Origin of the sequence: Pseudooceanicola marinus, from assembly GCF_002786295.1 — a bacterium.
Classification (GTDB): domain Bacteria; phylum Pseudomonadota; class Alphaproteobacteria; order Rhodobacterales; family Rhodobacteraceae; genus Pseudooceanicola; species Pseudooceanicola marinus.
Map to the genome: position 1 here is coordinate 234,782 of NZ_PGTC01000009.1, position 21,614 is coordinate 256,395.

General features: G+C 67.7%; 19 protein-coding genes. 8 read left to right on the plus strand and 11 right to left on the minus strand.

Annotation, left to right across the window (positions count from 1 at the left end; all coding sequences use genetic code 11):
- Nucleotides 1–16: 16 nt before the first annotated feature.
- Nucleotides 17–1,996, minus strand: a complete 1,980-nt coding sequence (locus CVM50_RS02340) for a tripartite tricarboxylate transporter permease (RefSeq protein ID WP_085886303.1) — start codon at nt 1,994–1,996, stop codon at nt 17–19.
- Nucleotides 1,997–2,177: 181 nt separating this feature from the next.
- Nucleotides 2,178–3,272, minus strand: a complete 1,095-nt coding sequence (locus CVM50_RS02345; RefSeq protein WP_157792117.1) for a type 2 periplasmic-binding domain-containing protein — start codon at nt 3,270–3,272, stop codon at nt 2,178–2,180.
- A 417-nt stretch (nt 3,273–3,689) separates the two neighbouring features.
- Between CVM50_RS02345 and CVM50_RS02350 the strand changes: the two genes are divergently transcribed.
- Together CVM50_RS02350 and CVM50_RS02355 are read left to right on the plus strand one after the other, a co-directional pair.
- On the plus strand, nt 3,690–4,484 hold the full coding sequence (locus CVM50_RS02350) for an IclR family transcriptional regulator (protein ID WP_085886301.1): 795 nt from the start codon (nt 3,690–3,692) through the stop codon (nt 4,482–4,484).
- A gap of 241 nt (nt 4,485–4,725) precedes the next feature.
- The gene (locus CVM50_RS02355) at nt 4,726–5,784 is read left to right on the plus strand and encodes a GlxA family transcriptional regulator (protein WP_085886300.1); all 1,059 of its coding nucleotides are present in this window, start codon (nt 4,726–4,728) and stop codon (nt 5,782–5,784) included.
- Between the two features lie 211 nt (nt 5,785–5,995).
- Here the strand turns inward: CVM50_RS02355 and CVM50_RS02360 are convergent, their stop codons facing one another.
- Genes CVM50_RS02360 through CVM50_RS21670 form a run of 5 tightly spaced genes read right to left on the minus strand, consistent with a single transcriptional unit; the run spans nt 5,996 to nt 10,373 of the window.
- Entirely contained in the window at nt 5,996–6,769 is a 774-nt protein-coding gene (locus CVM50_RS02360; protein ID WP_085886299.1) for a gamma-glutamyl-gamma-aminobutyrate hydrolase family protein, read from the minus strand.
- Nucleotides 6,766–7,779 (minus strand): amidoligase family protein, encoded by a 1,014-nt coding sequence (locus CVM50_RS02365; protein ID WP_085886298.1) that lies wholly within the window; start codon nt 7,777–7,779, stop codon nt 6,766–6,768. The genes CVM50_RS02360 and CVM50_RS02365 overlap by 4 nt, the downstream gene beginning before the upstream one ends.
- Before the next feature lie 60 nt (nt 7,780–7,839).
- The gene (locus tag CVM50_RS02370; RefSeq protein WP_085886297.1) at nt 7,840–9,573 is read right to left on the minus strand and encodes a sensor histidine kinase; all 1,734 of its coding nucleotides are present in this window, start codon (nt 9,571–9,573) and stop codon (nt 7,840–7,842) included.
- A gap of 15 nt (nt 9,574–9,588) precedes the next feature.
- Complete coding sequence (locus tag CVM50_RS02375) at nt 9,589–10,146, minus strand: RNA polymerase sigma factor (RefSeq protein WP_085886632.1); 558 nt, start codon at nt 10,144–10,146, stop codon at nt 9,589–9,591.
- Nucleotides 10,147–10,196: 50 nt separating this feature from the next.
- Entirely contained in the window at nt 10,197–10,373 is a 177-nt protein-coding gene (locus tag CVM50_RS21670; RefSeq protein WP_159457045.1) for a NepR family anti-sigma factor, read from the minus strand.
- A gap of 96 nt (nt 10,374–10,469) precedes the next feature.
- Between CVM50_RS21670 and CVM50_RS02380 the strand changes: the two genes are divergently transcribed.
- Nucleotides 10,470–11,294: a response regulator gene (locus tag CVM50_RS02380; RefSeq protein WP_085886296.1), complete on the plus strand. Its 825-nt coding sequence runs from the start codon at nt 10,470–10,472 to the stop codon at nt 11,292–11,294.
- Between the two features lie 122 nt (nt 11,295–11,416).
- Here the strand turns inward: CVM50_RS02380 and CVM50_RS02385 are convergent, their stop codons facing one another.
- From CVM50_RS02385 to CVM50_RS02395, 3 genes are all read right to left on the minus strand, one after another.
- On the minus strand, nt 11,417–11,614 hold the full coding sequence (locus tag CVM50_RS02385) for a DUF1328 family protein (protein WP_085886295.1): 198 nt from the start codon (nt 11,612–11,614) through the stop codon (nt 11,417–11,419).
- A 149-nt stretch (nt 11,615–11,763) separates the two neighbouring features.
- On the minus strand, nt 11,764–12,789 hold the full coding sequence (locus tag CVM50_RS02390) for a 5-oxoprolinase subunit C family protein (protein WP_085886294.1): 1,026 nt from the start codon (nt 12,787–12,789) through the stop codon (nt 11,764–11,766).
- A complete protein-coding gene (locus CVM50_RS02395) occupies nt 12,786–13,526 on the minus strand; it encodes a 5-oxoprolinase subunit B family protein (RefSeq protein ID WP_085886293.1) in 741 nt (246 codons plus the stop codon). Before CVM50_RS02395 ends, CVM50_RS02390 begins: the two co-directional genes overlap by 4 nt.
- A 167-nt stretch (nt 13,527–13,693) precedes the next feature.
- On the opposite strand from CVM50_RS02395, the gene CVM50_RS02400 reads away from it, so the two are divergent.
- The 4 genes from CVM50_RS02400 to CVM50_RS02415 all read left to right on the plus strand — a co-directional run bounded on the left by CVM50_RS02400 (nt 13,694) and on the right by CVM50_RS02415 (nt 19,669).
- Nucleotides 13,694–14,959, plus strand: a complete 1,266-nt coding sequence (locus CVM50_RS02400; protein WP_232618129.1) for an N-acetylmuramoyl-L-alanine amidase — start codon at nt 13,694–13,696, stop codon at nt 14,957–14,959.
- Between the two features lie 169 nt (nt 14,960–15,128).
- Complete coding sequence (locus tag CVM50_RS02405) at nt 15,129–17,660, plus strand: penicillin-binding protein 1A (RefSeq protein WP_085886292.1); 2,532 nt, start codon at nt 15,129–15,131, stop codon at nt 17,658–17,660.
- 221 nt (nt 17,661–17,881) lie between these two features.
- Complete coding sequence (gene prfB, locus CVM50_RS02410; RefSeq protein WP_085886291.1) at nt 17,882–19,003, plus strand: peptide chain release factor 2; 1,122 nt, start codon at nt 17,882–17,884, stop codon at nt 19,001–19,003.
- Between the two features lie 450 nt (nt 19,004–19,453).
- On the plus strand, nt 19,454–19,669 hold the full coding sequence (locus CVM50_RS02415) for a hypothetical protein (RefSeq protein ID WP_085886290.1): 216 nt from the start codon (nt 19,454–19,456) through the stop codon (nt 19,667–19,669).
- 30 nt (nt 19,670–19,699) lie between these two features.
- Here CVM50_RS02415 and CVM50_RS02420 read toward each other — a convergent pair whose 3' ends face one another.
- Nucleotides 19,700–20,524, minus strand: coding sequence for a lytic murein transglycosylase (locus tag CVM50_RS02420; RefSeq protein WP_085886289.1), 825 nt, complete (start codon nt 20,522–20,524; stop codon nt 19,700–19,702).
- Nucleotides 20,525–20,731: 207 nt separating this feature from the next.
- Between CVM50_RS02420 and CVM50_RS02425 the strand changes: the two genes are divergently transcribed.
- The gene (locus CVM50_RS02425; RefSeq protein ID WP_408634035.1) at nt 20,732–21,535 is read left to right on the plus strand and encodes a DUF2189 domain-containing protein; all 804 of its coding nucleotides are present in this window, start codon (nt 20,732–20,734) and stop codon (nt 21,533–21,535) included.
- Nucleotides 21,536–21,614 lie beyond the last annotated feature (79 nt).

Genomic DNA, 21,614 nt, shown 5'->3' on the forward strand with positions numbered 1-21,614 from the left:
TCTCGGTCTCCTGCGGTTACATGAAGAAGGGAAGTTCGAAGGGGGTGTGCAGCACGCGGTCGTAAAGCCCGTAGAGGACCAGCCCGATCGCGGCGGTGTAGAGGGCCACGATCCACCAGCGGAACCGCCCCCAGAGCGCGGCGTAGAGGCCGGCAAAGCCGAGGATCGCCGCGTAGGTGCCGATCCAGGGGGTCAGGGCGACCATCAGGGTCACCGCCGCCAGCAGGGTCATCTGCCGCCCGTGGTCGGCCACGAACCCGGCCAGCGTGCCTCCTGCCGACTGGTCGCCCGCGGCCCGGGCGGCGGCGATGCGGCCCAGCCGGACACGGTCCTGCAGCAGGACGAAGCCCATGATGACCAGCCCGGCCACCCCGAAGGAAATGGGCGAGAGCTTCGCCAGCAGCTTCCAGTCCAGCGCCATCCAGACCGCCCCGGCAAAGACCATCGCCAGCAGCACGGCGAGGCCGGAGGAGAGCAGCAGGCTCGCCTTCGTTTCCACCGTGTTCTCGATCGAGTGCTCCGCCAGGCCGCGCCGGGTCGAGCGCAGGGCGAAGGCGAAGACGACGCCCAGCACCAGAACCAGGCCGATCACGGTGGGCCGGCTGATGACCTCCATCGGCGTGTAGCTTTGCCAGGTGATCGACAGCGCGCTTTCCAGCACCGGGCCCAGCACGAAGCCCAGGATGAAGGGCGGGCGTGGCCAGCCCGCGGCCTTCAGCACGTAACCCAGCAGGCCCACGCCCAGCAGGGTGATCCAGGTGAACATGCCCGGTTCCCAGACCCAGGAGCCCATGAAGATGAACAGGATCACGGCGGGCACGATGAAGTTGCCGTCGACGAAGGCCGCGCGGGCCACCTGGCGGCCCCAGATCATCAGGGCGGCGGCGCCGATGATATTGGCGATGATGATCGTCCAGACCATGGAGAAGGTGGTGTCCAGGTTCTCGCCCAGCATGTTGCGCCCCGGCGAGAAGCCGTGGATCGTCAGCGCCCCCAGCAGGACGGCCATGGCGCCTGAGCCCGGAATGCCGAAGGCCAGCGTCGGGATCAGCGACCCGCCCAGCACGGCATTGTTGGCCGCCTCCGGCGCGATCACGCCGCGCACGTCGCCCTTGCCGAACTGGCTGCGGTCCTTGGCGCCCTGGGTGGCATGGCCATAGGCCAGCCAGTCCACCACCGACGAGCCGATCGCCGGCAGCATTCCCACGTAGACCCCCATCAGCGAACAGCGCACCACCAGCCAGCGGTTGCGGATCGCCTGGCGGATGCCGTTCAGGATGCCGTCGTCTTCGGCGCGGGTGTCGCTGATATGGGCAATGGCACTGCGCCGGGCGGCCAGGTCCATCATCTCGGGCAGGCCGAACAGCCCGAGGATCACCGGCACCAGCGGCAGCCCGTCCAGCAATACCCGCTGATCGAAGAAGTAGCGCGGCATGGAGCTCGCCACCGGGTAGCCCATCTGGCTGAGCATCAGGCCGAGCGCGGCGGCGCCCAGCCCCTTCGAGATCGCGTTGCCGCTGACCGCGCCCACCATCAGCAGGCCCAGCAGGGACAGCAGGAAGAACTCGGGCGAGCCGAAGGCCAGGATGATCCACAGCGCGAAGGGCAGGGAGGCCGCCATGGCCAACCCGCCCAGCACGCCGCCGAAGGCGGAGCTGGCGAAGGCCGCGCCGAAGGCGGTCTGCGCCAGCCCGCGTTTGGCCATGGCATTGCCGTCGATGACGGTGGCCTGGCTGGCGATGGTGCCGGGGATGCCCAGCATGACCGAGGTGATCGTGTCCGAGGTCGAGACCACGGCGAAAAGCCCCAGGAGCATTGCCAGCCCCGCCGCCGGATCCATGCCGAAGGTCAGCGGCAGCAGCACGACCATGCCGGTCACGCCGCCCAGGCCCGGCACCACGCCCAGCCAGAGCCCCACGGCGATGCCCGCCAGCAGGTAGAAAAAGGTTGGAAAGGTCAGGACAAGGCCCAGCCCCGCCAGGAAGGAATCGAACATGAGACGTCAGCCCGTAAGAAGGTCGAGGGCCCGCGCCCGGAGGCCGGCCAGGGCAGGAGGCCCCGGGCGCGGGAGGGTCGGATGGGCAAGCCCCCTCCGGTCACGGCCCGCCATGGCTGGCGGGACCGCACGGCCGGATCCGCCGGGGCCTGCGATGAGGGCGGAAAGGGCGCGCCGGCCCTTACCGCTCCATCCGGTCGATCAGGCCGCGCATGGCGTCCTTGATCTCTTCGGGGGTGTTCTGCACGTCGGCGATGATGCCGCTCATCTCCTCGGCGTTGACGATGTTGGGGGGCGAGCCGTAGACCTTCGTCGCCTGTTCCAGGTAGGCCGCGTCGGCCACCGCCGCGTCGAAGCTCTCGCGCAGCATCGCCAGGTGCTCTTCCGGGGTGCCGGGGGGCGCCACGACGATCCAGTTCACGGGCGCGGAGGCTTCGGCGTGGTACATGACCACGTCCCACATCGGCCCCTCGGGCGCGGCACCGGTGGCGGCCTCGATGTATTCGCCCACCGTCGGGATACCCTCCAGCGCGGGGTCCTTCTTCATGGTGCCATCTTCCAGGATCGGGCCCATCTGCCAGACCGCCATGGAGGTGCCATCGGCGATCGGGCCAGCCTCCAGCTCGTTCATGTATTGCGCGGTGGTGGCGGGGTAGGCCTCGATCTCGCCCCGTTGCAGCGCGGCGTAGAGGGGCCCGTCGCCGAACATGCCGGAGACATAGGACCAGTCGACGCCCAGCAGGTCGAGCGCGGCCAGGGTCTGCATGCCCTGGGTCATCTTGGGGGAATAGCCGCCGACCTTGACGCTTTCGAGGCTGGCGAACTCGTCCCGGCCTTCCAGACCGCCGCCGAGGTCGGTGCGGGCATGCACCAGGAAGTTGGACCCGCCGATGCCGGCGATGGTGCCGAACTCCTCGAAGGGGATCTGCAGGATTTCCGGATCGAGGATCCGCGTCGTGCCCTGCCAGGCCAGGTAGCCCAGGGTCAGACCGTCGGGTCGCGCCTCCATCACGTGGTCGATGCCCTTGGTCAGGGCGCCGCCGGCCACCGACTGCACGACCATGGTGGGGTTGCCCGCCATGGTCTGCGCCCAGGCATCGGCCAGCACCTGCGCGCTGAGGCCGGTGGCGCCGCCGGGCGAGGCGTTGTGGACCAGGGTCACGGTCTTGCCGTCGAGATCCAGCACCTGCGCGCCGGCCGGCGCGGTTAGCGCCAGCATCGCCGTCAGGGCCGACGCCGCCAGGGCGCCGGGGGTCTTGGTCATTCCAGGTTTCATGTCTTCCTCCCATGTGGACCGCCGGGGAGCCGGTTCGGGGCAGGCATCCCTGGAACCGGCGAGGCCGTCTTCGGGCGTCTGTACCCGGACCCCTCCTCAAAGGTCCGCGGCGCCGTCGGATGGCAGGACCGGGGCGGGGCGATCAGCCGCCCGCGGTCTGGTCGTCTGACGCGCTGGCAGGGCCTTGTCTGCCATGGGTCGCGTCGTGTTGCGTGCCGGTCCGTCGCGGTCTCCCGTCCGCGCGGTCACGGCCTATTACTGCGAAGGATGTATACACCTCCTTCGCCCGCCACAGGCGATTCCTGACCGCCAGTATCGTCGTTGAATCATGGATACACTATTTTTCTTGATCCTCGCAGAGGGATCGGCAGACTTTCCCACATCGTGGGAGGCGATGTTTCATTGAGGGAGGTATACATGGCGACATCCGGTCAGGATGGAGTCCAATCGGTCGGCCGTGCGCTCGACCTGTTGGAACTGCTGTCACAGAACGAGGATGGCCTGCGGGCCAGCGATCTGGCGCGGTTGTCGGGGCTGGCGGTGTCGACCACGCACCGGCTGCTGACCACGCTGGAGGGGCGGGGCTTTGCCCACAGCGATCCCGACAGCGCGGCCTGGCACGTGGGGCGCACCGCCTTCGCCGTGGGCAGCACCTACGGGCGGCGGCGCAGCTTTGCCGTGCCGGCGATGCCCTACCTGCGGCGACTGCGCGACCTGACGCGCGAGACGGCGAACCTGGGCGTGCTGGACAATGACCACCTGGTCACCATCAGCCAGGTGGAAAGCCGCGAGATCGTACGCGCCATCGCGCCGCCGGGCGGGCAGGCGCCCATCGTCTGTTCGGGCATGGGCAAGGCGCTGCTCGCCACCTGGCCCGATGCCGAGATCGCGGCGCTGGTCGCGCGCACCGGCCTGCCGCCGATGACGCCGCACAGCCTGACCTCGCTTCAGGCGGTGATGGCCGACATCCGACAGGTCCGCGAACGTGGCTACGCGGTGGACGACGAGGAACGCAATCCCGGCCTGCGCTGCGTCGCCGCCCCGGTCTGGGCGGCCAGCGGTGAGCCGGTCTGCGCCATTTCCATCTCTGCCCTGGCGGTGCGGCTGACCCTGGCACGGATCCCGGAGGTGGGCGCCCAGGTGCGTGAGGCGGCCCACGCGCTGAGCCTGCATCTGGGCGGCGTGCCGGAGATGCCACCGCCGCGGGAGTGAGCGGGGAGAGATTCGCCACGGCCCTGCGGGCGGCGCGTCGTGGCAACGGCGTGCCCCTCTTAAACAGGGCCCAGGGGCATCTGATGCCCGTCCGGTGGGCGAGTTTTCGGGGAAAGGGGCCGCCTCGCGCGCTTCTGTCTTGACCGATCTGTCATGCTGACGTCACACGGATGCGCAGGGTGCCGCACCGTCATCCGATCCAGATCCCCATGCCGCCAAGGCACAGCAGGAGGCCGATCCCGTGGAAAACAGTTTCAAGGACCGCTTCACCACCGCCGCCCCCGTGGTTCCGCAGGGCGATGCCTTCTTCCCCTTGCCGGCGCCGGAGACGTCGACCGTCTTCGCCTTCCTGCTGGTGCCCGGGTTCACCCTGCTGGCCTTTTCGGCCGCGGTCGAGGCGCTGCGCATCGCCAACCAGCTGTCGCAGCAGCCGCTGTATCAGTGGCGTGTGCTGTCGGTGGATGGTGAGCCGGTCTATTCCTCCTCCGGCATCCCGATCGGGGTCGAAGGGGCAATCGACAAGCTGCCGCGCGACACGGGCCTTTTCGTCTGTTCCGGCAACCCGGCGGCAGAGGCGATGACGCCGGCCGTGGTGGGCGCGGTGCAGCGCCACCACCGCTTCGGCGGCATGGTGGGCGGGATCTGCACCGGCGCCGTGGCACTGGCTCGCGCGGGCCTGCTGGGCGACAAGGCCTTCACCCTGCACTGGGAAAACCTGCCCGCCTTCCGCACCCATTTCCCCGATCTGCTGCCCAAGGAAACCAAGTACGAGATCGACGGTCGCCTGATGACCTGCGGCGGCGGCTCGGCGGCCATCGACATGATGCTGGACCTGATCGGCCGGGACCATGGCGAGGCCTTCGCCGCGATGGTGTCGGAGATGTGCCTGCGAAAGGTGGCCGTGGGCCGCGAGGAAGAGCAGCGCAGCTCGACCTCTGTGCTGATCCGCACCCGTCACCCGGGCCTGCTGTCGATGGTGGAGCTGATGAAATCCCACCTCGAAGATCCGCTGACCATGGAAGAGCTGGCGCTGACCTCGGGCTATTCCCGGCGCCATATCGAGCGGCTGTTCATGTCGGTCTTCGGCAAGACTCCGGGGGAGTTCTACCGCGGGCTGCGACTGGACCACGGGCGGATGCTGCTGAGCTCGACCGACCTGGAGCTGATCGACGTGGCGACCGCCTGTGGCTATGGCTCGGTCGGGCATTTCTCGCGCTGCTTCAAGGCGCGTTTCGGCGTGGCCCCCACGGCCTACAACCGCGCCCTGGGGCGCGCGCGGCGCACGACGCGCCGGGGATGACGACGGACGTTCGCCTGTCTGGGAAGCGAGCCTGTCTCGGCAGATAAAAGGGGGGGGTAGGGCACCGGAGACGGGGGGACATGTCTCCGGTGCCAAGTCCGGGGGCGAGACGAGGAAAAAACACGACCCCAGAACCGATGCACTATCTGTACGGGACGAGGACATCGGACGGGAAGCTAACGCGCGGCCCCGGAATGGGTTCCAAGAAAAATCAGGATTTCTCGAAAAAAGTTGTCGGCGCGTCGACAGCGGGCATGCGGTCGACTTCCTGCATCTGCCCAAGGCCCTTCTGACGGGCGCGCGCGGCGGACACGAGGGCGCGGAAAATGCGGCGCTGGCGGCGGGCGTAGACCAGGTGTTCGGGGTGCCATTGCACACCGATGGCAAAGGGATCCGACAGGCTTTCGAGGGCCTGGGGCATGCCGCCTTGGTCGCGGGCCGACAGGCGCAGCCCGTCGCCCAGCCGGTTCACCGCCTGGCTGTGCAGGGCATTGACCTTCATCGGTTCGGTGCCGGCCAGGTCGGCCAGGCGGGTCCCGGGCAGCACCTCGACCTTGCGGCGGGGCAGGATGGTCCGGTAGCGGCGCGAACTGTCGTAGACCTCGAAGGCATCCTGGTGCAGCGTGCCGCCCAGCACCACGTTCAGCATCTGGGCGCCGCGGCAGATGCCAAGAACGGGCAGGCCATGGCCACGGGCCTTTTCGATCACCCGCGATTCCATCCGGTCGCGGGCCGGGTCCAGAGTGACGCCCGCACGGACCTCGCCGCCGTAGAGCATCGGCGCAATGTCATCGCCACCGCCGATGACCACGCCGTCGACCTTGTCCAGATCGACCTCATCCTCCCGGATCCAGCGCAGGGCCTTGCCGCCCGCCAGGGCCACCTGAAGGCGGATCAGCGGAAAGATCCGCCAGGCCGAGCGGGCCGAGACGGTGACGCCGATCCTCGGGCGCGGGCCATCCCGCTTGCCGAACAGCAGGCTCATGAACGCAGCGCCTCGGCCAGCTGCCGCAGATCGCCATGGCCGGCGCGGGTCAGGATGTCTTCCGAGGTCTCGACCCAGCCGTTCAGCTGCAGGCGCAGCCGTTCCATCGGGTCTTGGCGCATCGCCCGCCAACGGGTGCAGAGCGCCTCCAGCGTGTCGCGATCCTCAGCCAGCCGTTCCACGGCGCACCACAGGGCCCATTCGCCGGCCAGGCTCCAGCTTGGCTCGTCGATACGGCAATCGGGCATACGGTAGTGATAGGCGGGCCGGGCCGAGACGGTGCCCCCCGCGCCACGGGCCAGGGCGTCGCGGGTCAGGTCCGGGCACAGGTGGGCGAAGATCGGCAGCATGTCGAGCGCATGGTTGCGCGAATGCGTGGCCCCCAGGTAGCTTTCGACCAGGGTATCCAGCCGCTCGGGACAGCCCTGGGCCAGGACATCCAGCAGGCGCTGCGGGTAGGGATCGACAAAGGGCAGGGCGCGGCGCGACATGTCCAGGTCGTAGGCGTCGCGCAGCAGCGGTTCGGCCATGGCGAAGGCGGTGGTGACGGACCAGAGATGCGCGGCCGTGGGCGCGGCGATCTGCACGTTCAGATGCACGCCGAAGCCCAGCAGGATCCCGCCATGGGTGCCGCTGGCTCCGGCGGCGCGATAGCGTGCCAGAACCTCGTCCAGCTCGCCCAGCCGGTCGGGCGGAAAAGGGGAGGTGACCAACTCCACCGGCACGACGTTGCGCGCCAGGTCCAGGGCGGCCCGGCCAAGCGCGGTGTCATCCTGATTGCGATAGGCCGTATCCATGTAGAGCTTGCAGGTGCCGAAGGGCGTGTCCTCGACGCGGTAGTCCTCATCGCCCTGCGTGACCTCGCGGTCCGTCATTCCGGCCAGGATATCCGCGGCGCGGCCCTCGGTCAGCCCGCCGAATTCCACCTCGACGCCCAGCAGGCGGGTCTCTCCGTCCTCGTTCTGCGGAGAGGGCAGGGCGGGGATGACGGAGCTGTGGCGCAAGGACATCGGGTGCGTTCCTTTCGGGGTGAGCGGGCGGGGCCGTCGTCGGCGCCCGCCCGGTCGGCGTCAGTAGTCCAGCGGTTCCGGCTGGAAGCTGGCAACTTCGAAGCTGATCGAGGCGCGGTATTCCTTCTCGGTTTCCTTGATCTCGATCGAGCTGCCCAGCTGGGTGGCAAAGGCGCGGATCAACTGGTTGCCCAGTCCCGTGCTTTCGCCATCGGTTTCCAGGTGGTGCGCTGCGCCCTTGGAGTTGACGACGACCAGGCGCGCCCGGTTCCCTTCCTGCACCAGCGTCAGGGTCATCCAGGGCGGACCCTGGTCGCTACCGGTGTATTTCACCCCGTTGGCCATCAGTTCGGAAGCCAGCAGCGACAGAGGCACGGCCTGGTCAGGGTAGAGGATCACGTCGGCCACGTCGTATTTGACCCGGATCCGGTGCCCGCCCGAGGCGGAGGCCTGCAGGGTCTGGTTCGCGACTTCGCGCACCAGCTTGCCCACGTTGACCTGACCCTGGCTTTCGACCTGGTGCAGGTTGCGGTGGATCGACGCCATGGCGAGCACGCGATCCTGCAACCGGGAAAGGATGGCCTTGGTCTCCGGCGAATGGGCGCGGCGGATGTTCATGTTCATGATCGAGCTGATCAGCTGAAGATTGTTCTTCACCCGGTGGTGCACTTCCTTCAGCAGCACGTTGCGCTGGCGCACGGCGTTTTCCAGCTCCGCCTGGTCGTGCAGGATCGTTTCGGCCATGAGGATGAAATCCTCTTCCATGTTCTTCAGCTCATCGGCGGCATAGCGCATCGAGCGTTGGCCCTCGAAGGTGCGCACCCGTTCAAACCGGCGCATGCGGCGGCTGAGCTGGCGGATATGGCGGCCGGCCATGCGGTCGATGGCCACCAGCCCGACCACGGCGGAGGCGATCCACATCAGCAGCGGGAAGAGAATGACGGGGACCTGGATCTGGTCGCTCATGTTCTCGAAGGAGGGCCAGATGCCCAGGGCGAAGACCTCGTCCTCGACGATCGGGACGACGACATAAAGCTGATCGCCTTCGGCGCGGCTCTGCCCGGAGAAGACCATCGGTGCCAGCCGCGACATATCCTCCAGCGAAGAGCGGATCGGCAACAGGCTCTGTGTCCTTTCCCCGTCCGGCGCGGCGTCCTCGATGCTGCTGGTCAGCACCTCGCCGGACGCATTGAAGGTCATCAGGTAGTCAGGCGCGGCGCCGAAGCTGGGCTGATGTGCCAGGTTCAGGTTGGCATGGGGCACCGAGATCGCGGTGTAGCCGACATAGGTGCCGTCAATCTCGACCGGATGGGACACGACAAGGACGGAGGTGTCGCTGATCGCACCGTGGTTCACCACCATGACGCGAGGGCGCTTTTCACGGATCGCTTCCAGATGCGACGCCCGCTCGGACACGTCCTGACCCACGCCGCGCGAGGAGCAGCTGACCTGGCCGTCGACCGGGATGAAGGCCGCCAGGCTGAAATCCGGCATGGCGGCGTTAAACTCCTGCATCACCTCGCGGCAGCCCGGCGCGTCAGGGCCCTGGGTCTGGATCATGCGCGCCAGCGCCGCTGTCGCGCCGAAGGCCTGTTGCAGCACGGCGCGCTCTTCCTCGACGCCCTGCTGGGTCAGCGCCAGCAGGGACAGTCGTGTGACTTCTTCGGCCTGGGAAGAGACCTGGTTGGTCTGGTAGATCGCGATGGACCCGATGGGGACCAGCGCCAGAGAGAGGACACCTGCGATCCGGAAGGACAGCGACCGGAACCAGGGCGTATTCGCGCTATGCGGCATTTGGGCTCCCGCCGGTCAGCGAGCCGTCATGGGTTTCGACGTCACCACGGCCATCGTGGCAGGGTCGGTCAGTTCCAGGGCTTCATTTTCGTTCAGCTTCATCAGTTCGGCCAGCTTGGCGCGGCCACGGTTCGCACGGCTCTTGATCGTGCCGACAGCCACACCGCAGGATTCCGCGGCTTCCTCGTAGGAGGCGCCGAGGGCACCGACAAGGACCAGCGCCTCGCGCTGTTCGTCGGGCAGCTGGTTGAAGGCGGTACGGAAATCGGCCATCGCGAGGCGGCCGTCATGGGCCGGTTTCTCGGACAGGCTTTCGGCAAAGACGCCGTCGACATCCGCCACTTCGCGGCGCGTCTTGCGCAGCGAGGAGTAATAGGTATTGCGCAGGATGGTAAACAGCCAGGCACGCAGGTTGGTGCCGACCTGGAATTTCTCGATGTTGGTCCAGGCTTTCACGATCGCGTCCTGAACAAGGTCGTCGGCGGTGGCCGAGTTCCGGGTCAGACCGAGGGCGAAGGCACGCAGCGCGGGCAGGTGATTGACCAGCTCATCACGCGGGTTGGGGCCGGACAGGCCGCTGGTGTCGTCGCCGGCGCCGCCATTGGCGGAGGTCGCTCGCGTCGTCATTCCCGGTGCTCCTCGTTGTCAGCGGAAGCGCTCTGGGGCTCCTGCTTCTGCAGCTGCTGCAACAGGTCCTTGAACCGGTCGGGGATGTCCTCTTCCAGAGTGGATTGGAACACGCGACGCAGGTTGTCGTCGATCCCACCGTGTGAGCTTGATTTTGTCTGACCCAATGTCATGTTCCTCTTTCGATAGTCCGAGAAATTCTCATCGCTGGCGGAACCCAACGCGCCATCCGGAGTTAGGTTCCTGAAAAATGCAAAAAAGGGGATAAAATGTCAGTCTCTTCCGGCAACGCATCGAACACCGGTGATCTTGCTGCACTGATCGGTGCGCATCTGCCTTTCCTGCGCCGTTACGCGCGGGCGCTGACGGGGGCGCAGTCCAGCGGTGACGCCTATGCGGCCGCGACGTTGGAGGCGATCCTCCAGGACCGGTCGGTCTTCGAAGGGGGCATTGGCGAGAAAGTTGCCCTTTTCAAGGTGTTCCATACGATCTGGGCCAGCTCCGGGGCCCCCGTTTCCATCGAGGCTTCGGGGCTTGAGGCGCAGGCGCAGAGGCACATGGCAAAGCTCAGCCCGAACACGCGCGAGGCGCTGCTGCTGCACACCATCGAAGATTTCAACGTAAGCGAGGTGGCCAGCGTTATGGGAACCGACGAATCCGAGGTCGAGACCCTTCTCGATACCGCCCGCCAGGAGATGGCCGACGCAGTCTCCGGCCGGGTCATGATCATCGAGGACGAGGCGATCATCGCCATGGACCTGGAGGCCCTGGTGGCCGAAATGGGTCACAAGATCACCGGCGTGGCACGCACCCACGGTGAGGCGGTGGATCTGGCCAAGGCGGAAACGCCGGACCTGATCATGGCGGACATCCAACTGGCCGACAACTCCAGCGGCATCGACGCGGTGAACGAGATCCTGGGCGAGCTGGGCGACCGTCCGGTGATCTTCATCACGGCCTTCCCCGAACGCCTGCTGACCGGCGATCGTCCCGAACCCGCCTTCCTGATCTCCAAGCCCTACCGCGAAGACCAGGTTCGCTCGGCTGTCAGCCAGGCGATGTTCTTCGCCTCCACCGAGACGCTGAAAACCTGAGGATGCTGCGGGTCCCGGCTGTACCGAGTGCCCGCCATATCCCTGTTTTGACGAAAGAAACGCCCCGCCGATCTTCGCGATCGGCGGGGCATTTTCGTTGACGTTTCTTGCTCTGCCCGAGGTCAGTACCCGCGAGAGTTCTCGTCGAACTCGTCTTGGTTCTGATCCTCCGTCATGTGCAGCAGGAGCGACAGGATCCCGAGACCTGCAAAGAGCAGGAACAAGATCTGTGCGATCCCCGCAGAGGCTGCCGCGATCCCCGCGTATCCGAAGATTCCGGCGATGAGCGCGACAGCAAAGAAAGTGATTGGCCAGATCATGGCACACCTCCGTTTTTCGTGTCGCTTCAGGCGTTTCCATCCGTCTTGGATAAGTAAACGCCGCACACGGGGGGTGGTTCCGCAGAGTCCCCTGGGAATCCGGAGATTCTAAGTGAAATTTGAGATAATTTCTGCGGAGCGCCGCAGGATCACGGGCGGTCCAGCTCGTCCCCGGCGGTGACGCCGGAGATCAGCTGGTAGGCCAGCAGGTCATGCATATGCGCCGGGTCGCGCAGCAGCGGAGTGACGTTGGCTGCCAGGCGCTTCAGTCGCGCGGCAGGGGCCACGGGCAGGGGGGCGGCTCCTGCATCGTCGAGCAGGGTGAAGTGCAGCGGGCTGCGCGCGTCGGCCTGGATCAGGCGGGGCAGGTCCTCGGGATGGATGGACCCGAGGCGGGGATACCCGCCGATGGTCTGGCATTCCGGACCCAGCACGAAGGGGGTGCCATCCCCGGTGATCTGCACGTCGCCGACCTGGATCGGCTCGGACGCCATGCCGCCGGCGTCCAGGTGCCAGTCCTGCGCCGCCTCGCAGAGCAGTTGGATGGCCTGGCGGTTGCTGCGCGGGCCGCGGGTGAACCGCGCGGCCAGAAAGCTTTCCATCCGGGCGCGGTTGAAAAGGTGAGTCTGCGGGCCGGGCAGCAGACGCAGGGACCCGCCGCCAAAGCGTGGCTCGGGGCGCAGGGCGCAAGCCGGGCGGTGCGGCATGGGGTCGTCCCCGGTGGGCAGGGAGGTGCCATCGGCCAGGAGGGTGCCGACCCCGGCGGCCAGGTGCGCGGCGCGGCTGCCCATCAGGGGCGGCGTGGCGAGGCCGCCAGCGGGTGTCAGGTAACCCACCGTGCCGCCGGTGGTGCCGCCGATCCGCAGGACCTGGCCCGGGCGGACCGGGTGGGCGGCGTGCCAGGCCAGCGGCTGGCCGTCCAGCGTCGCCTGCATCGGCGCCCCGGTCAGCGCCAGGCGCATCGGCGCCGTGACCGCGAAGGTGGCGCCCATGCCGGGCATTTCGACCGAGGCCACGGGGCCTTTCAGCCCCAGCAGGGCGGCGGCCTCCCATAGGGCCAGCGGGTCGAGCGCCCCGCCGCGGGACAGCCCCTGGCCCGCACGGCCCGGGCGGCCCAGGTCCTGGACAGTCAGTGCCGGGCCGGGGGCGGAGACGATCAGCGCGGCGCCGGTCACGACAGGATCTCCAGCCGGGCGCCACCCATCGGATCTTCACCCAGGGCCTTCAACTCGCCGTCGGGGATGGCGTGAAAGCGGATCTCGTCGCCGGTGCGCAGGGGCATCGGGTCTGTCGCGTCCGGTTGGAACGGGCGGAAGGCGGCACGGCCGATCTGCATCCATCCGGTCGGCGAGGCGTTTGAAAACAGCACCATCTGCCGGATCGCCAGGGTCAGCGCCCCGGCGGGCACGTCCTGCAGCTGTGCGCGACGGGGCAGGTCGAAGACCGGGGGCAATTGGCCAAGGTAGGGCTGCCCCGGGGCAAAGCCGATGGCCAGGACGCGGGGCCGTTCGGCCAGGATACGGGTCACGACGTCGGCCTCGGGCAGGCCAGTGATCCGGGCCACCTCGGGCAGGTCGGGTGCATCCGCCTTCGCGAAGGAGACCGGCAAGTGCCAGCACCGGGCGGCCGGTGCGGCGGGCAGGGACAGCCAGTCGTGGCTGTCCAGCAGGGCGCGCGCGGCGCTTTGGACCTGGGCGGCGGGCTGTTCCCGAGGATCGAGGCGCAGCAGGACCGAGGCCGGGGCCGGAACGACCTCCGTCACGCCGTCCAGCGCCGCGGCCTCTGCCGCGAAGGCGCGGGCGGCCCGGTTTCCCTCTTCGGTGAAGGTGGTGCCGAAGCGCACGAGCACCCCGTCCAGGCCGAGCGGCAGAAGCGCGGGCAGGGCAACAGGATCACGGGCGGCGGCGGGCATCGGGGTGGGCTCCGGCAGGGGGCGGACGGGGAGGGGCACAGGTTGCAATTCCGCTCCCCGTTGTCAACGTGGCGTGCCCGACGGCGGCGGCTGGCCCAGGGGGCCGCCGGGGCTTCGATCCGCCGCCGGGATCGGATAGGATGGGCCAGAGCAGACGAGGTGGGTGCATGAGAAAGAGACCGGACGGCGCGGGGGCCCTGCGCCGGATCGCCCTGTGGCTGGTGGTGACCGCCGGCATGACGCTGGCCGGCGTTTCCGGCAGCACCGCGATGGCACAGGACTTCACCGCGCGCGCCACGGTCCTGCCGGGCGACAGCGGGATCCGCGACCGGCGCGGCCGGCTGGAGCTGTCACTGCACCTCAGCCAGGGGGTGCCCTACCGCATTTTCACGCTGGAGGACCCGCGTCGCATCGTGCTGGACTTCCGCGAGGTTGACTGGCGCGGCGTCGATCCGGCGGTCCTGCTGAAATCTGACCTGGCGACGGCGGTGCGCATGGGGCAGTTCCGCCCCGGCTGGTCGCGCATGGTGATCGACCTGGCAGAGCCCCTGGCGCTGGAGGAGGCGGACCTGCGCCTGACCGAGGACAGCGGTCGCGCCCGGCTGACCGCGCGGTTCGGCCCCGTGGCGGCGGAGGAGTTCACCCGGCTCTCGGGCTATCCCGCAACCCCGGGCTGGGGCCGCGAGGGTCTGGTTGCCCTGCCGATGCAGGTGCCGCCCAAGGCACCTGACGGGCCGATGCGCATCCTGCTGGACCCGGGCCATGGCGGCATCGACCCGGGCGCCGAGCGTGCGGGCGTGGTCGAGGCCGACCTGATGCTGACCTTCGCCCGCGAGTTGCAGGAGGCGCTGGTGCGCTCCGGTGCCGAGGTCTATCTGACGCGCGAGGACGACAGCTTCGTCAGCCTGGAAGGGCGGGTCGCCATGGCCCATGCGCTGGAGGCGGACCTGTTCCTGTCGCTTCACGCGGACGCCTTGGCCTCCGGCCGGGCGCTTGGCACCACGGTGCATACCCTTGCGCGGTCGGCCAGCGACGAGGCCAGCCGCCTGCTGGCGGAACGTCACGACCGCGCGGACCTGCTGGCGGGGATCGACCTGAGCGACAGCGACGACCAGGTGGCCGGCGTGCTGATGGACCTGGCCCGGACCCAGACGCAGCCGCGCAGCGAGCAACTGGCCGATGCCATCGTCCTTGCGCTGCGCAGCGAGGGGATGCCGCTGAACACCCGCCCGCGCCGCGCTGCCGGCTATTCGGTGCTGAAGGCGCCCGATGTGCCGTCGGTCCTGATCGAGACGGGCTTCCTCTCGTCGCCCCGGGACCGGGAGAACCTGGTTGACCCGGTGTTCCGTGCGCGCCTTGCCAATGCGATCCGCGACGGCATCCAGGCCTGGAAGATCGCCGATGACACCCTGGCGCCCCTGCGGCTGAAGTAGCAGGGCGGGGCGGATCCGCCTCCGCCCGTCCATGGCGGGGTGGGGAGGCTGCGCGCGCGGCAGTAGCGGCAGCATCGGACCGCCGGTGACGCCTCCTTGCGGGGATGTGTTTTGACCGTCATGGGCACGCGGTCTATATGGTCGAGCCTAATCAGAGAGGCCCGGGCGCGTGATCAGATTCGTACTTTCCTTCCTCGGCGGTATTTTCACCCTGGTGACCGCCGGCATTGCCATGGTGGCCCTGTCGGTGGGCGCCATCTTCTGGGTCTATGGCCGGGATCTGCCCAGCCACGAAGCCCTGGCGCGGTATCAGCCGAAATCCATCTCCCGGATCTATTCCGGCGAGGGGCAGCTGATCGACGAATTTGCCCGCGAACACCGCCTCTATACCCCCACGGAGGAGATCCCCGACCTGGTGAAGAACGCCTTCATCTCGGCGGAGGACAAGAACTTCTACACCCACGCGGGCTATGACCCGCGCGGCATCGCCGCCGCGATCTTCGAGGCGATCCAGACCCGCGGCGAAAGTGTGCGCGGCGCCTCGACCATTCCGCAGCAGGTGGCCAAGAACCTGTTCCTGTCCGGTGACCGGCGGATCGAGCGCAAGGTGAAGGAGGTCATCCTGGCCTCGCGCCTGGTGGAAAGCCTGCCCAAGGACGAGATCCTTGGCATCTATCTGAACGAGATCTTCCTCGGCCAGAACTCCTACGGGGTGACGGCTGCCGCACGGGTCTATTTCAACAAGTCCCTGACGGAATTGGCCCCGCATGAGGCCGCGACGCTGGCGGCCATGCCGCAGGCGCCCAGCAACTACCATCCCGTGCGTGCGCGTGAACGGGTCACGCAGCGCCGCAACTATGTGCTGCGCGAGATGCTGGAAAACGGCTATATCGACCAGGCGACCTACGAGACTGAGGTGGCGCAGCCGCTGCGCTCCGTTCAGGCGGGCGATTTCGAGCCCTACCGCAACCAGCTGCCGCCGCGCGACTACTTCACCGACGAGATCCGCCGCCAGCTCTCCGATGACTTCGGCGAGGAAGAGTTCTTCTCCGGCGGCTACACCGTGCGCGCCACGGTCGATCCCGACATGCAGGACGTCGCGGCCCGGGCGCTGCGTCACAAGCTGGAAGAGGTGGACCGCAACCTGGGCGTCTGGCGGGGCACCGGCGCGGCGCTGACCGAAGATCAGCTGGCCAGCGAAGAGGCCTGGCGTGCGGCGCTGGACAGTGCCGACGTGCCGCGCGACATCGACCTGGGCGGCCAGTGGCGGCCGGCGGTGGTGCGCGAGATCGCGGCCCAGAGCCTGACCATCGGGATTGAGGACGTGGCGCTGGACGATCCGCGCGGCACCTCCGTCCCCCGCAGCGACATCCAGTGGCTGCGCGGCGACTTCTTCGACAACTTCGAGGTCGGCGACGTCGTCCTGGTGCGCGAGGTGAAGACCAGCGGCGGCGAGTTCGACCACTGGTCGCTGCGTCAGGTGCCCGAGGTGCAGGGCGGCTTCATGGCGATGGACGTCAACAACGGCCGCGTCATCGCCATGCAGGGCGGCTTCAGCTACCAGGACTCGGTCTTCAACCGTGCCACCCAGGCGCGTCGCCAGCCTGGGTCTAGCTTCAAACCTTTCGTCTATGCCTCGGCGCTGGACAGCGGATATACCCCCGCCACGATCGTCATCGACGCCCCGATCGAGATCGACACCGGCGAGGGCCTGTGGCGGCCCAAGAACTCGTCGAACAAGTTCTACGGACCCACGCCCCTGCGCACCGGGATCGAGATGTCGCGGAACCTGATGACCGTGCGCCTGGCGCGCGAGGTGGGCATGGACGTGGTCGCGGAATACGCCGAACGCTTCGGCGTCTACGACGATATGAGCCCCTATCTCGCCAACTCCCTCGGCGCGGAGGAAACCACGCTTTACAAGATGGTGGCGGCCTACGCGATGTTCGCCAACGGTGGCGAGCGGGTGGAACCCACCCTGGTCGACCGGGTGCAGGACCGCTACGGCAAGACCATCTATCGCCACGACCAGCGGATCTGCGTCGACTGCGAGGATCTGTCCCTGACGCCCAGCCAGAGCCCGCGGATCCTGCCCAACCGCCAGCGGGTGATGGATGCCATCACCGCCTATCAGCTGACCTCGATGATGCAGGGCGTGGTGCAGCGCGGCACGGCGGCCCGCGTCGTCAACCTGCCGGTGCCCACGGCGGGCAAGACCGGGACGTCGAACGACGCCCGCGACGCCTGGTTCGTCGGCTTCACCTCCAACATCGTGGCGGGCTGCTACATCGGCTACGACACCCCCCGGCCCATGCTGGGCGGGCGCGGCTATGGCGGCACGCTCTGCGGTCCGGTCTTCCAGGAGTTCATGACCGAGGCCGTTAAGGAATTCGGTGGCGGGCCCTTCGAGATCCCCGAGGGTGGGCATTTCATCAAGATCGACCGCTACACCGGTGCGCGTCTGCCGCAGGAGGCGTCGGGTGCCAATGTCGTCGCCGAATACTTCCGCGATGGCGAGGAGCCGATCTTCGGCATCTTCTACGATGGCGGCTTCGCCATGGGGTCTGACCTGCCGTTGTTCGACAGCGCCGCAGAGGCGCGCAACCAGGCGCAGCGCCAGGTGACGACGTCGACGGGCGAAACGGCCACCGTGGGTCCGAACGCAGGCTTCGGTACGCTGTCCTCGGGCGGGTTGTACTGACTAGCCTGCAGCGCCGCGCAGCCGAATGACGGCGCGGGGGGCTTTGCGCCCCCCGGTCCCCAGGCTGGCGACTCCCCGGGGGTATTTTCGGCGAAGAGAAGACGGGGCCGGGCGCGTGGCTGCAAGGGGCTGCGCGCCGCGTGCGGCGATGCGGCCCGCTCTTGTTCCGCCCCGGGCCATGGGATACACCCCGGGCTCAGACCTGCCAGTAAGGAACCACGATGCGCGCCGAGGCACAGAACACCGTCACCGAGATCGAGAAATCCCTGGAGCTGCTGCGCCAGCGGGTGGATTGGGACACGGCCCAGCACCGCCTGGAGGAGTTCAACGCCCGGGTCGAGGACCCGAACCTCTGGGATGATCCCGCCAAGGCCCAGGCCCTGATGAAGGACCGCCAGGCCCTGGTCGATGCCATCGACACCCATAATGCCCTGCAGCAGGAGCTATCGGACAACGTCGAGCTGATCGAGCTGGGCGAGATGGAAGAGGACGAGGAGGTCGTCACGGAGGCCGAGCAGGCGCTGAAGGCGCTGAAGGAGAAAGCCGCCGAGAAGGAGCTGGAAGCCCTGCTGAACGGCGAGGCCGATGCCAACGACACCTTCCTGGAGATCAACGCCGGCGCCGGCGGCACCGAGGCCTGCGACTGGGCCTCGATGCTGCAACGGATGTACGTCCGCTGGGCCGAGAAGCGCGGCTACAAGGTGGAGCTGCAGTCGGAGGAAGCCGGCGGCGAGGCGGGCATCAAGTCCTGCTCCTACAAGATTTCCGGCCACAATGCCTATGGCTGGCTGAAGTCGGAAAGCGGCGTGCACCGGCTGGTGCGCATCTCGCCTTTCGGCAAGGGCACGCGCGAGACCTCCTTTGCATCCGTCTGGGTCTATCCGGTGGTCGACGACAATATCGAGATCGAGGTGAACCCCGCCGACATCCGCATCGACACCTACCGGTCGTCGGGCGCGGGCGGTCAGCACGTGAACACCACCGACTCCGCCGTGCGGATCACCCACCACCCCACGGGGATCGTGGTGACCAGCTCGGAGAAGTCGCAGCACCAGAACCGCGACATCGCCATGAAGGCGCTGAAATCGCGCCTCTACCAGCTGGAGCTGGATCGCCGCAACGCGGCCATCAACGAGGCCCACGACAGCAAGGGCAGCGCCGGCTGGGGCAACCAGATCCGCAGCTACGTCCTGCAGCCCTACCAGATGGTGAAGGACCTGAGGACCAACCACGAGACCTCCGACACTTCCGGCGTGCTGGACGGCGCCCTGGACGGTTTCATGGCGGCCACCCTGGCGCAGAACGTCGCCGGCAAGAGCCGCGCCGAGGCTGCGGGCGAGTAAGCCCCGGCGCGAGGCCCGGGCCGCCTGGCCCGGTGCCTTTACGGCGTCGCTGCGGCAATGCGGTGAGCCCCTGAAATTCAGTCCCTATTTACATTACCTTATGGTCACGGTTGCGAATCTCAATTCAATGTATTGGGACGGGTCGAGACTTTTGGGCGCCGAACCTGATCAAATTCGCCATTCCCTCTGGCAATAACGCCTGAAAGGTTGCGTCATCGGGTCACAATTTCGTTCCCACGCGGCGGAGGTCGCGCGACAGGACGGGGGAATGGGGTAGATTGATCCGGTACTGCGTGAAATCCATTTGATTTCGTCGGGACGTTGCGCGACGCCGCCGGATGCGTGTCGGGGCACGTTCCGGGGCTGCGCGCCGTGCAGTGTTTGTGTGTGGGCGGGGCTGGCCAAGCTCTCTTTCGATCCCGCCCGTGGGTTTTCTGAAAAGGTGGGGCAATGAACCGGAAAGTAGTGATCAAGGGCCATTTCGGCACCATGCACAAAGGCGGCTGGACCCGCTCCTTTCCTCCGGGAAGTGTGAACGGCGGCAGCTGGATGCTCGACGTGGTCGAGGACATGAAGGCCTATGCCGCCCATCACGACATGGAAGAGGCTGAACAGATCCTGGCCGACACCCAGGCGCGCCTGTCGCGGGTCGTCTTCACGGGCTGAGGCCCGGCAACTGCGCCGGGCGCAACTGTTTCAGCCGTCGATCCGGGCGGCCGCATAGGCGATGGCCTGCTGATAGACCGTGGCCGCGTTCCAGTCGTTCAGCACCCGGAAATTCGCCGTGCCCTCGTGGTAGGGCTGACCGGGCTGCCAGCCGTGGCCGCGCAGGTAGTTCGCCGTCGAGGCCAGCGCATCCGCCGCGTCGTAAAGGTTGACCCGCCCGTCGCCATTGCCGTCGCGACCATATTTCACCACATTGCCGGCCAGGAACTGCGTATGGCCAATCTCGCCGTGGGCGGCGCCGATGGCATCGGCGGGCAGCCAGCCGCGATCAACCATTTTCAGCGCGGACAGCAGATGCGCGGTAAAGAACTCCGACCGACGGCAATCATAGGCCACCGTCGCATTGGAGGAAATCACCGGGTATTTTCCGAAAAACTGGCCAAAGCCGCTTTCCATCCCGTGAATGGAAATGAGGATCCCGGCAGGCACCCCGTATTCCGCTTCCAGCGCATCGAAGAAGGCCGCATTGCGGGCGCGACGTTTCCGGCCCTCGGCGGCGATGTAGTCAACGCCGCGGATCCGTTTGAACTCTTCGAAGGAATAGCGCACGCCGGTCTGCTTGCGGTCGGCGCCGATGGTGCCATGGGAATATTGCGTGGCGGCCAGGGCCGAAAGTCCGGCCGGCCCGATGCCGGCAGCGCGGGCCTCCTCCGCGAAGGCGCTCTTCCAGGCGGCGAAGCCGGCGGAGGTGTCACCACAGGGCGCGGCAGACAGCGGTGCGGCCAGGGCCAGAAGGCCGGCAAGCGTGGGGGCAAGGGCAGGGGCAAGGCGGCGGAACGAGGGAAAAGCGATCATGAAAAACCTGCGGAAATCTTCGGATAAGGCGAAAGAAGCCTAGGCTGCGCCGGGTAACGGGGCAAGCCTGCGCGCGTCCCCGGCCGGTTGCGCCCCGTACGGAAAGCTTGATCGGCGCGGCAGAAGGGGGGCATCCTGTCGCCGCGCCCGGGAGGCGGCCGGATGAGGGTCGGGGCGCGCCGTTGCAGGTGAGGGAGGAGGAAACGGATGGACACCATGACGCCGGGCGCACGGCCCGAAGACGCGATGCCCGAAGAGGGTGTGCCGCCGCTGCGCCCCGTGACCGCCGGAATGCTGCGCGAAGCGCTGCGCCGGGGCTGGGCGGACCTGACACGCGCGCCGGTCTGGGGGCTGTTCTTCGCCGGGGTCTACGTGGTGATCGGATGGCTCCTGGCCTGGGTGACCCTGGCCACCGGGCAAAGCTACTGGCTGATCTTCGCGGCCCTGTCCTTCCCGCTGGCCGGTCCCTTCGCCGCGGTCGGTCTTTATGAGGTGTCGCGCCGGCTGGAACGCGGGCAGCCGCTGGATCGCCGCGCGATCCTGACGGTGGTGCTGCGCCAGTCGCGGCGGCAACTGCCGTCGATCTGCGCCATCATCATCTTTCTGCTGCTCTTCTGGTTCTTCCTCGGCCACATGATCTTTGCCCTCTTTCTGGGGCTTTCGGTGATGACCAATGTCTCCAGCTCGGTCGAAGTCTTCCTGGCGCCGGAGGGGCTGATGATGCTGGGCTTCGGCTCGGTCGTGGGGGCGGGGTTTGCCCTGTTGCTCTACATGATCACGGTGATCGCCCTGCCGCTGCTGCTGGATCGCGAGGTGGATTTCGTCACCGCGATGATCACCAGCTTCGGCACCGTGACCGCGAATCCCGGTCCGATGATGGGCTGGGGGATCTTCATTGCCGTCGCGACCTTCCTGGCGTTGATCCCGGCCTTCCTGGGTCTCTTCCTGGTGCTGCCGCTTCTGGGTCACGCCACCTGGCATCTCTACGATCAGATCGTGGGCGAGGGCTGAAGGGCCGCGCCGTCGCGCAAGATGCGAGACGTAGAGGGGGGCGGGGGGCTCTGCCCCCCTTGAGCCCTGGCGGGCTCAA

What these genes read in the sequence shown, in the direction of transcription:
- CVM50_RS21670 (WP_159457045.1), bottom strand. Translation starts at nt 10,373, where the DNA reads ATGACATTGGGTCAGACAAAATCAAGCTCACACGGTGGGATCGACGAC.
- CVM50_RS02385 (WP_085886295.1), bottom strand. Translation starts at nt 11,614, where the DNA reads ATGATCTGGCCAATCACTTTCTTTGCTGTCGCGCTCATCGCCGGAATC.
- CVM50_RS02395 (WP_085886293.1), bottom strand. Translation starts at nt 13,526, where the DNA reads ATGCCCGCCGCCGCCCGTGATCCTGTTGCCCTGCCCGCGCTTCTGCCG.
- CVM50_RS02370 (WP_085886297.1), bottom strand. Translation starts at nt 9,573, where the DNA reads ATGCCGCATAGCGCGAATACGCCCTGGTTCCGGTCGCTGTCCTTCCGG.
- CVM50_RS02420 (WP_085886289.1), bottom strand. Translation starts at nt 20,524, where the DNA reads ATGATCGCTTTTCCCTCGTTCCGCCGCCTTGCCCCTGCCCTTGCCCCC.
- CVM50_RS02380 (WP_085886296.1), top strand. Translation starts at nt 10,470, where the DNA reads ATGTCAGTCTCTTCCGGCAACGCATCGAACACCGGTGATCTTGCTGCA.
- CVM50_RS02400 (WP_232618129.1), top strand. Translation starts at nt 13,694, where the DNA reads ATGAGAAAGAGACCGGACGGCGCGGGGGCCCTGCGCCGGATCGCCCTG.
- prfB (WP_085886291.1), top strand. Translation starts at nt 17,882, where the DNA reads ATGCGCGCCGAGGCACAGAACACCGTCACCGAGATCGAGAAATCCCTG.
- CVM50_RS02425 (WP_408634035.1), top strand. Translation starts at nt 20,732, where the DNA reads ATGGACACCATGACGCCGGGCGCACGGCCCGAAGACGCGATGCCCGAA.
- CVM50_RS02360 (WP_085886299.1), bottom strand. Translation starts at nt 6,769, where the DNA reads ATGAGCCTGCTGTTCGGCAAGCGGGATGGCCCGCGCCCGAGGATCGGC.
- CVM50_RS02415 (WP_085886290.1), top strand. Translation starts at nt 19,454, where the DNA reads ATGAACCGGAAAGTAGTGATCAAGGGCCATTTCGGCACCATGCACAAA.
- CVM50_RS02365 (WP_085886298.1), bottom strand. Translation starts at nt 7,779, where the DNA reads ATGTCCTTGCGCCACAGCTCCGTCATCCCCGCCCTGCCCTCTCCGCAG.
- CVM50_RS02350 (WP_085886301.1), top strand. Translation starts at nt 3,690, where the DNA reads ATGGCGACATCCGGTCAGGATGGAGTCCAATCGGTCGGCCGTGCGCTC.
- CVM50_RS02340 (WP_085886303.1), bottom strand. Translation starts at nt 1,996, where the DNA reads ATGTTCGATTCCTTCCTGGCGGGGCTGGGCCTTGTCCTGACCTTTCCA.
- CVM50_RS02345 (WP_157792117.1), bottom strand. Translation starts at nt 3,272, where the DNA reads ATGAAACCTGGAATGACCAAGACCCCCGGCGCCCTGGCGGCGTCGGCC.